The 9,811-nt window shown below is 72.2% G+C and carries 4 protein-coding genes and 1 pseudogene; 3 read left to right on the top strand and 2 right to left on the bottom strand.

Annotation, left to right across the window (positions count from 1 at the left end; genetic code table 11):
- Window positions 1-1,601 (top strand): hypothetical protein (locus tag AB0I76_RS15065; RefSeq protein ID WP_357034799.1); only part of this gene is annotated, 1,601 nt, incomplete at its 5' end.
- 10 nt (window positions 1,602-1,611) lie between these two features.
- Window positions 1,612-5,244 (top strand): hypothetical protein, encoded by a 3,633-nt coding sequence (locus AB0I76_RS15060; RefSeq protein ID WP_357034797.1) that lies wholly within the window; start codon window positions 1,612-1,614, stop codon window positions 5,242-5,244.
- A 116-nt stretch (window positions 5,245-5,360) separates the two neighbouring features.
- Here the strand turns inward: AB0I76_RS15060 and AB0I76_RS15055 are convergent, their stop codons facing one another.
- Window positions 5,361-8,792: a family 16 glycoside hydrolase gene (locus AB0I76_RS15055; RefSeq protein WP_357034795.1), complete on the bottom strand. Its 3,432-nt coding sequence runs from the start codon at window positions 8,790-8,792 to the stop codon at window positions 5,361-5,363.
- Between the two features lie 293 nt (window positions 8,793-9,085).
- Between AB0I76_RS15055 and AB0I76_RS15050 the strand changes: the two genes are divergently transcribed.
- Window positions 9,086-9,304: a hypothetical protein gene (locus AB0I76_RS15050; RefSeq protein WP_357034793.1), complete on the top strand. Its 219-nt coding sequence runs from the start codon at window positions 9,086-9,088 to the stop codon at window positions 9,302-9,304.
- Between the two features lie 153 nt (window positions 9,305-9,457).
- Here AB0I76_RS15050 and AB0I76_RS15045 read toward each other — a convergent pair.
- Window positions 9,458-9,811: pseudogene (locus tag AB0I76_RS15045) on the bottom strand (hypothetical protein); the annotation flags it as partial.

The following is a 9,811-nucleotide window of genomic DNA, read 5'->3' as shown; positions in this document are numbered from 1 at the left end:
GCACGCCGGCCCCGGCGTCCGCGCTGCGGGCGCTGATCGAGGCGCAGGGCCCGGTCGGGGGCCCGGTCGACACCGTCATCGACGTGGCCGGCAGCGGCCTGCCGTTCCGCGCCCAGCGGATCGAGGTCGGGCTCGCCGACGACGCCGGCACGCCGGTGTTCGTGGCGACCGTTCGTGGCACGCCGCGGCTGCCCGAGACCGGGGCCTGGTCGGTGGTGGTCCGGCCGGTGGCCGCCGCGCCGCCGGGAGGCGGCGAGGCCGTCACGGTGGCGGAGAACCGGGGTACGCCGCTGCTGCGCCGCTACCCGATCGCGTACGCGGCCGGGGATCGGACGGTCTTCACCGAGCCGCCGCTGGTCGGCGCGCCCGGGCCGTACCGGTTCGCCGACGCCGCCGACCTGCTCGTGCCGAGCGCCCCGGCGCACGACTACGCGTTGGTGCAGAGCACCCCGACGCACGCGTTCTGCTTCCCCCGGCCGTCGGTGCCGGCGCCCGGCGTGCGGCGGATCGAGTCGGGGCACCAGCCGGCGCTCGCCGACATCCTGGCCCGCTCCACCTCCAAGGGGGCGTTCCCGCCGCCGGCGAACACGATCGAGCTCGCCGCCGGCGCGGTCCACCTGGACGTCGGCCCGACCGGCCGGCTCGCCCTCAGCGCGCCGGTCGAGATCGTCAACCACCCCACGCCGCTGCGGCTCGCCGGCAGCAGCGGCCACGGCTCGCAACTCCGGTACGACGGCTCGGTGCTGCGCCTGGAGCTGACCGAGGAGCGGTGGTCGGCCGACTTCACCGGGCTGCGCATCTGGACCGACATCGCCGGGATGACCGAGCTGACCGGGTCGGAGCTGCGCATCGCCGGCGGCACCGACCGGCGGCCGGAGATCGTCGAACTGCGGTCGCTGCTGCTGGCCGAGATCGAGGAGATCCTGCGCTACATCCCGTTCTTCGGCGCCCGGGGCGTGGAGGGGCCGATCCCGCTCGGCGCGACCAACGCCAAGCACGAGGTGAAGTTCGACGCGAAGACCATCGTGTCGTTCCCGAAGTTCTCCCTGCCCATCGGCGCGGAGATCACCGCGACCCTCTCGGTCGGCGCCAGCAGCGGCATCGACCTGGCCACCGGCGGCGCGAAGGCGTCGGCGGTGTTCGGCGCCGAGCTGGAGGGCAAGTTCCCGGTCACCACGGTCGGCGTGGCGAAGATCTTCATCATCGCCAGCCTGAAGGTCACCTTCTCGCTCACCTCGGTCTCCGGGGCGGTCACCAGCGAGAAGTTCGAGCTGGTCGCCTTCGTCGGGGTCGGCGTCGAGGGCACCATCGGCGTCTTCCGGGCGTACGCGTTCCTGGGCGTCGGCTTCGTCCTCGCCTACGACGCCATCGCCGACCGGACCAGCTACGGGGGACTGGTGGCCCTCGAAGCCGGCGTCGACATCACCCAGAGCGCCAAGATCGTCAAGGTCAAGCTCCGGGCCGAGCTCCGGGGCCTGGTGTACGACGACGCCGGCACCACCAAGTGCGACTACACCGGGTCGGTCAAGCTCCAGGTCGACCTCTTCCTGATCATCTCGATCAGCGCGACCTACCAGGTCACCGACACGGTCACGCTCTGAGGAGTCCGCCATGGCCACCGCACACAAACTGACCCTCGTGCCGTACCTGCAACGCTGGGACCACGCCGCGCGGACCCTGTCGATCCGACTGCTCGTCGCCCCGGCCGGCAACCCGCTCGCCCCGCTGCTGGCCGCCCCGCCCGGGGTGCCGGCCTTCGCCGACGCGAAGCTCGCCTTCACCGTCTCCGTCTCCGACAGCGCCGGGGCCCTGCCCCAGCGCACGCTCGTCGACCAGACCGCGGTCCTGCCGAAGGCCCCGGACACGCTGCACGCCGCGCACGCCCGGGACATCTTCACCGCCATCGGCGACGCCCTGGAGATCCCGGACGGACCGGCCGGCGACACCTTCGCCCCGCAGGGCCGCGACCTCGGCCGGCAGCTGCGCAAGTACCTGCCGGTCAGCTACCGGCGGTCGTTCCCGTTCGTCCGGCCGCGTACGTCCCTCGCGGTCACCGACGACAGCTACCACTGCCTGATGAGCTGCCCACCGGAGCCGGCGCCCCCGCCGCCCGCGACCGTGATCGGCTGGGGCGAGGCCATCGCGTTCGCGCTGCGCCGGCCCCGGCTGGCCGAGGCGCTCGGGCTCGTCGTCGCGCTCGACGTGCCGGTGGACCCGGGTCTGCTGGCGCACGGCGGGTGGCTCTGGGTCGACCTCGCCGGACACGGCGACTACGCCGCCCAGGCCGCCGCCGACCCGGCCTTCCTGCGCTCCTTCGCCACCCGGGTACCGGAGCTGCCGGTCGACGCCGACCCGCCGCTGTTCACCCCGGTGCTCTTCCCGGTCTCCGCCGACGCCACCGCGGCCGGTGCGCTCGGCAACTATGACAGGGTCTTCGCCGAGGCGCTGCGCTTCGACGACGGCTTCGCCAAGATCGTGCACGCCCGGCAGCCGGTCAGCGCCGACCTGCTGGACGAGACCGGCGACGGCACCCCGCTCGCCCGTGACGAGGGCATCCAGCTCGGCTGGGACGACGAGGACATCCTGGAGGGCCAGAACCGGGCCCTGGGCGCCCCACCGGACGGCGAGGACCCGGTGCTCGCCCCGCGCGGCATCCTCGGCTACCGCGTCGACGTGCGGGAGTCCGGCGCGGACGGGTGGACGTCGCTGTCCCTGGTGGACGCCCCGCTGACCGTCGGCGTGGACCTCGGCGAGGCCCGCGAGGAACGGTGGAGCGAGGTCGTACCCGCCGAACACAGCGGCCAGCTCTGGCTGCCCGCCTGGTTCCTGCGCTGGCGCGGCGGGTCGCTCGTCGTGGACACCGTCGACGACCAACGGTTGATGGACGTCCCGGTGGGGCAGGCCGACACCGCCGTACCGGTCGGCACCGACGCGGTCGAGCTGCGCTACGGCCGGTCGTACGACGTCCGCGTCCGGCTCGCCGACGCCACCGGCGGTGGTCCCACCGTCGACGCCGAGCCGACCCGCGAGGGGGAGGCCCCGACCACCACCCTGGTCCTGCGCCGACACCGTCCCCCGGCGATGCTGCCGCTGGACGAGGTCGTCCCGGGCGCCGACGGCAGCGTCCCAGCCGTGACCGTACGCCGACCGCCGCTCGGCTACCCCGAGGCGGTGTTCGCCGCCGGCCCCGCCGCCCGTGCCGAACTGCTCGCGCAGATCGCCGCCAACGACGCCGACCCGGACACCGCGAGCAGCCCCGCGATCGGAGACCCGGACACCACGCTCGTGCACGTCCGGGTGCTGCTGCGCACCCCGGCGTTCGACCCGGCCGGTGACGAGGGCGGGTACGTCGAGTGGTACACCACCACCCGGCCCTTCCCGGCCGATCCGGCCGACCCGCTCGCCCTGGACCTCGACTGGATCGACGCGGCCAACCACACCGGGGTCGACGTCACCGGCCAGGCCGGCGCCGAGGGCACGGTGACCGGTCCGCTGCCAGTGCTCACCGCCCGCGACGTACGCCTGGAACTGCGTGCCCTCGGGGCGGACGACCCGGCGTACTTCGGCAGCGACGCCGCCCGGCGCGGCCCGGCGCGGATCGTCGACCTGCACGCGGTCGCGACCGCCTCTGCCGAGACGGACCTCCTGCGTCCGCTGCCCGCTGCCGACGAGCTGCGGTCGGTGTTCCTGCGACCCGACCCGGCCGGCCAGGTGGTCGTGGCGCACGCCCTCGCCGCGCAGAACGCGCCCACCCCGGCGCTGCTCGGCCGGCTCGCCGGTGCGCTGGACCTGGTCGCCGACGGCCCGATGCTGCTCGGTCCACCCGGGCAGCGCTTCGGGTTCGGGTGTGCGGGGCTCACCCATCACCTGGCGCCCGACGTGTCCAGTGTGGAGTTCGCCGACCCGGCCGAGCTGGCCGGGCAGTGGATCAACGCGCTGCGGGTGGTGCTGGACCGGGACTGGACGTGGCGCGGTGCCGGCTCGCCCACCCTGTCCGTCCGGCGGACGGTCCGCATGCCGGACGCCCCCGGCGCACCGGACGTCACCGTGAACGTCGGCACCGTCGAGCTGATGGACAGCGTCAACGTGCAGGCCACCCGGGGTGCGGTCGACCGGTCCGCGACCCGCCTGGTGTTCCTCGACGCGCTGCCCGTGCCGCTCGGCCCGGACGGATTCCCGTACGAGCTGGTGGTCACCTACGACCTGACCCTCACCCTGGAGGGAGGCGGTACGGTCGCGCGGTCGGTGGAGACCCGGCTGCCGGTCGTCACGCCGCCCGCGCAGGTGCCGAAGGTGGTCGCCGCCGGCATCGCGCTCACGCCGTACTCCACCGACGCCGAGTACGCGGCGACCGCGCCCCGGATCCGGCGGCTGTGGCTGGAGTTCGCCGAGCCGCCGGCCGACCCTCGGGACGGGTACTTCGTCCGGCCGCTCACCGTCACCCCCGACCCGATGCTGCTGCCCGGCACCGAACCGGTGGCCGACCCGGCGACCGTCGAGGGCGTGCCGCTGGACCCGGAGCCGATCCGGGTGATCACCCCCGGGCAGGTGCAGGACCTCGCCGGCCTGGCCACCATGCAGCGCCTGGAACCGGCCGCCGACAGCGACCGGCACTTCCTGGTGCCGTTGCCGCCCAACACCGACCCGAACTCGCCGGAGCTGTTCTCCTTCTACACCTACGAGATCCGCCTCGGGCACGACCGGGGCCCGGACGCCGACCCCCTCTGGTGCACGGCGCAGGGCCGGTTCGGTGAGTCGCTGGTGCTGGAGGGCGTCGCCCACCCGGCGCCGGAGCTGCCCTGCTCGGTGCTCGCCGAGCCGGACGGCGCGGTCCGGGTGCGCTCGACGTACGCGGTGCCGTACACCGGGCTGCGCCGGGTCCTGCCGAGCCCGCCGAACACCGGTCTCTGGGCGGTGCTCTACGCCCGGGTGGTGCAGGCCGACGGGAGCACCCGCCGCAACGTCCAACTGGACCTGCGGCGGCTGCACCCGCTACGGCGAGGCCACCACGACGGCACTCCGCTCGCGGTGGAGGGTGAAATCCGTTGGACCGGTGCCGAGGTGCGCGGCGCTCTCGACGCGGCGGGCCTGCCCGACAAGGCGCCGATCAGCGCCCTGGCGGTCGAGGTGCTGCCGGAACCCAACGGCGGCTTCACCGACCCCCTCGGCGGCGACCTGGGCCAGGTCCGCATCCTCCGCACGTCCCCGCTGTCCCCGGTCGACCGCAACTGCTGCGGCACCTGAGGTGTAAGGAAGGGCCCCCCGTCAACGCCTTCGTGTAGAGGAAGGGCCCCCTTTCAACACACGGAAAGCGGGCCGCCCGCCCCCCGGTTGGGGGACGGGCGGCTTCGGGGTGGGGTTCAGGACAGTGGTTCGATCCAGATGTTGCGGTAGCGGACGTTGGCGCCGGGGTCACCGTGGTCCTGGAGGCGGATCGGGCCCCCGGACGCGGTCTCCGCGGCACCGCCGCCGGTCGGGCTGGTGATCTCCACGTCGTCGTGGATCAGCGTGCCGTTCCAGCGCACGGTCACCCGGGCGTTGGCGGTCTTGTTGCCGGAGTTGTCGAACCGGGCGGCCCGGAACGTGATGTCGTACGTCTGCCAGGTCTCCGGCGCGGTGGCCGCGTTGCTGCCGGCCGCCTTCCGGCTGTAGATCGACCCGGCCTCGGTGTTGTCCAGCGACGTGTCCCCGAAGGAGTCGAGGACCTGGATCTCGTACCGGTCCTGCAGGTAGACGCCGCTGTTGCCGCGGGCCTGCCCGGTGACCGTGGACGGGTAGGTCGGCTGCCACCACTCGACGTGGAGGTTGAAGTCGCCGAAGCTCTGCTTCGTCCGGATGTCACCGCCCAGGACCTCCGCCGACCCGTTCGCCAGCGGCCAGCCGGCGGCGGCGCCCCCGGTGGTCTGCCAGGCGTTCAGGTCGTCGCCGTCGAAGAGCTGGATCCGGTTGGTCCCGCTCCCGCCGTTGATCACCCAGTGCTGGTTGGCGCCACCGACGTACGTCCAGATGTGGATCTGGGTGCCGTCGGCGCTGGACCCGCCGGCGGCGTCGAGGACCTTGCCGGACTGCGGGTTGAGGATCGAGCCGTTGGACTGCGGCTGCCACACCTGGGAGCCGGTGCCGTTGCAGGTCCACAGCTGCACCTTGGTGCCGTCGGCCGTGCCGCCCTTGTCGACGTCGAGGCACTTGCCGAGCGCCTGGAAGGTGTCGCCGACGCGGGACCACTTCTGGGCGTTGGTGCCGTTGCAGTTCCAGAGCTGGATCTTGGTGCCGTCGGCGGTGGCCGAGTTGCTGACGTCGAGGCACTTGCCGCCGATCCCGGTGATGGTGCCGGAGCCGCCGCCGGAGGGGGCGTACACCTCGAACTCGTAGATCCGGGCGGCGGGATCGGTGGTGCTGGTCGGCGCGGTGATGTTCAGCCGTACGTAGCGCGCCGTGACCGCCGTGACGTCGTGCGTGGTGGTGCTGGCGGTGTTGCCGGTGACCGTCGCGCGGGTGGTCCAGTTCGAGCCGTCGGTGCTGGTGGCGATGGTGAAGTCCTTCGTGTTCCAGGCGGCGTTCTCACCACCGGCCCCGGCGTGCTTCACCACGAACTTGTTGACGCTCTGGCTGGAACCCAGGTCGACCTGGAGGTACCTGCTGGTGCCCTTCGAGCACCACTTGTCGGCGTTGCCGCCGGCGACGCTGCCGTTGACCGCCTTCTCGGGTCCCTCCGTGGTGGCGCAGGAGCTGTCCGCGGTGGCCGACTTGTTCAGCGCCAGGTTGGTGCCGCCGGTCGGCGGCGGGGTGCTGCCGGGGATGGCGTTGAGCGTGTACCAGGCCTCGGTGCTCCACAGCGACGCGCCGGTGGTCGAGGTGAACGGGCGCGGCGAGCGGACGTACACGACGTGACCCGCCTTGCGGCCGGGCACCGTGAGGCTGACCTTCTTGCGGTCGGTGGAGAGGGTGGCGGCGCTGACGGTCAGCGTCTCCTCACCGATCTTCGGCCCGCCGTAGCCGGCGGTCGGCTGGTAGCGCCACTGCTTGACCTTGTAGCGGGCCGCCAGGTCGGCGGCGGTCTCGGTGGACACCGGCTGGGTGTACTCCAGCTCGAAGCCGGTGGTGGTGGCGCGCATGGCGAGGATGTCGAACGTGCTGGTGCTGTTCGGGGTCAGCTTCTGCAACCCGTACTGCAGCTTGCCGCTCTGGCCCCAGTTGCCCCCGGCGCCGAGCCCACCGACGTAGACCGCGCCGTCCGGCCCCATGTGGACCTCCGAGATGCCGGCCTCCAGGCCCTGCGTCATCCGGAACAGCGCGCCCTGGTACTCACCGTCGATCTTCTCCAGGAACGCCCGCTGGAGACCGCCGTAGGTGACGTCGCCGATGAGCAGTTGACCGGCGTAGGTGCCGCTGGGCACCGTCACCAGCCCACTGGGGGAGTTGGCGATCTCGTTCTGCGGCATCCACAGCACCGGCGGGGTCACCGGCTTGGTGTCGAAGGGGCCGGCCGGGTTCATGTAGTGGTTGAAGAACCGGTCCTGCTTGATGTGCAGCAGCTTCGACGAGGGCAGCCAGCCGCCCTGGTTGTCGGTGACGAAGATGCCGTTCTCCGGTCCCCAGCCGATGCCGTGCGGGGTACGCAGGCCGCCGGCGACGTACGACACCGCGCCGGTGTCCTTGTGCACCTTGATGGTGGTGCCCCGGTTCGGCGCCGGCTGCGGGTCGGTGGTGTTGCCGCCGTAGTTGATCGACACCGAGAGGTTCAGGTAGAAGTACGGCGCCTGGTAGAGCAGGCCGAAGGCGAACTCGTGGAAGTTGCCCCCGTACGGCCAGGTGGCCACTGTCTGGAGCTGGTCGGCCACCTCGTCGCCGTTGGTGTCGACGAGCCGGGTCAGCTTCTGCTTCTCCGACACGTAGACGACCCCGTCGACGATCTTCAGGCCCATCGGCTCCTTGAGCCCGCCGGCGATCTTCTTCGTGGTCACGTTGCCGGGGCCGGTGGAGCCGCCGGTGTTGCTCAGGATGTGCACCTCGCCGTCCTGCGAGCTGCCGGACTGGTCGCTGCCACCCCAGGTGGAGATGACCATCCGTCCGTCGGCGAGCCAGTCCATGCCGGTGACCTTCGGCTGGAAGCCGCTGGGCCGCAGGTTGGTCAGCGTGTAGCTGGGGTGCACGCCGTTGAGCGGCAGGCCGTCGCCGGGGGAGTCGAAGACCCCCTCGCACTCCTTCTTGCCGGGGGCGGTGACCCGGACCACGCCGGCGTCGGTGCTCAGGGCCGAGTTGGGCACCACGACGAAGGACGACGAACCGGGGGTCTTCCACTCCAGGGTGATCTGCTGCCCACCCGTGCGCTCGAAGTGGTCGATCCGGAACGGGTGCGCCCCGGCGGTCAGGTTGACCGTGCCCTCCTTGGGCGGGTCCGCGCCGTGCAGGCCGTCGTGGTTGATGACGACCGAGTTGTCGATGGTGAGCTTCGACCCGTCGTCGCTGGTCAGCCGGAACGTGTAGGAGCCGGCGGTCGTGATGTTGATGTTGCCGAGCACCTGCGCCACGAAGTAGTCCTCGAAGCCGAAGTCGGCCGTCGAGGTGAAGTTGATCGTGGACATCAGCTTGTCGACGTTCGGGGTCTGCGCCGCCTTGAGCGTGCAGATCTCGTTGAGCGGCACCTGCACGTCGTAGACACGCAGAGTGACGCCCGGCTCCTGGGCGGGTGCCGCGACGGCCGGGGTTGCGGACAGGCCGGCGGCGACCAGGGCGAGTGCGATCGAACCTAGGACAGGACTGCGAAATCGGCGCAGCAGCCGTGTGCCCATCGTTCCTCCTCGGGAGGGTGGGAGTGAAGACGGTCGACCGCGGACACGGAGCTGTGGTGGGGGTAGCGGTCGGCCATCGACCGGGGCTCAGGGGGCGATCGACGCCGACGATGTGACCCGCCTGAAACACCGGGGTGATGGATCGAAACATTAAACGGATTCGATCCCCGAGTCCATGCCTTTCGAACGATTGAGCAAAAGTTACGCCTGATCATGCGAAAGTGGCGTCGGGTGGCTCCGGGACGAGCCGGGTGCCGGTACCGTTCGGCGGATCGGTCGTATACCGTCGGCACGTGATCGTCGAAAAGCACTGGTGGAACGGGGACCCGACCTCCCGCGGGCGCCGTGACGTGTACATCCGTCGGGCGGGGGAGCGCTGGGAGGTCCTGGCGCAGATCGGCGGCGCGCAGGGCCGCTCCAAGTTGCAGGAGTGCCCCAGCCGCACCTCGGCCGTCATCCTCGCCAGCGCCTGGCGCGGCAGCAGCCCGTCCTGGCGCGAGATCGCCAGCTGAGTTCCCACTCAGCGCACCCGATACGGGCTGAGCTTGCGCTCAGCGTCGGGCGCTCGGCCGGCTGATCGGGCGCTCAGGCGCCCGCAGTCACCTCACAGAGGCTCCGCGACACCCGCCGTCACTGAGTGTGGCGGCCATCACCACCGAAAGTGCTCAGGCGACACGGGCCGCCGCGCCCGCTGACGGGAGCGGCACCGCGTCCGGATGCAGGACCGCCGCGATCGCCTCCACCCCGTCGACGAGGCGGGGCCCGGCACGGACGATCAGACCGTCCGCGTCCAGCGCCCAGACCGCGGTGCCGGGGAACTCACCCGCCACCGCCCGGGCCTGCCCGACCGCACCGTCGAGGTGGAAACCGCACGGCGTGACGAGCACGACGTCCGGCTCCGCCGCGCGCAGGTCGGCGTAGGTGGTCGGCACCGACCGGGCGCCCGGCCGCGCCGCCACCGGCTCCACCGGCTCCTCGACCAGCTCGACGGTGAGCGAGCCGGCTTCCGTGTCGGCGGC

The sequence above is a fragment of the Micromonospora sp. NPDC049799 genome, assembly GCF_040656655.1.
Lineage (GTDB): Bacteria > Actinomycetota > Actinomycetes > Mycobacteriales > Micromonosporaceae > Micromonospora.
This window is presented reverse-complemented; position numbering and strand designations above follow the sequence as displayed.

Bases quoted from the DNA above. Each gene is read 5' to 3' on its own strand.
- AB0I76_RS15060 (WP_357034797.1), top strand. From the start codon at position 1,612: ATGGCCACCGCACACAAACTGACCCTCGTGCCGTACCTGCAACGCTGG.
- AB0I76_RS15055 (WP_357034795.1), bottom strand. From the start codon at position 8,792: ATGGGCACACGGCTGCTGCGCCGATTTCGCAGTCCTGTCCTAGGTTCG.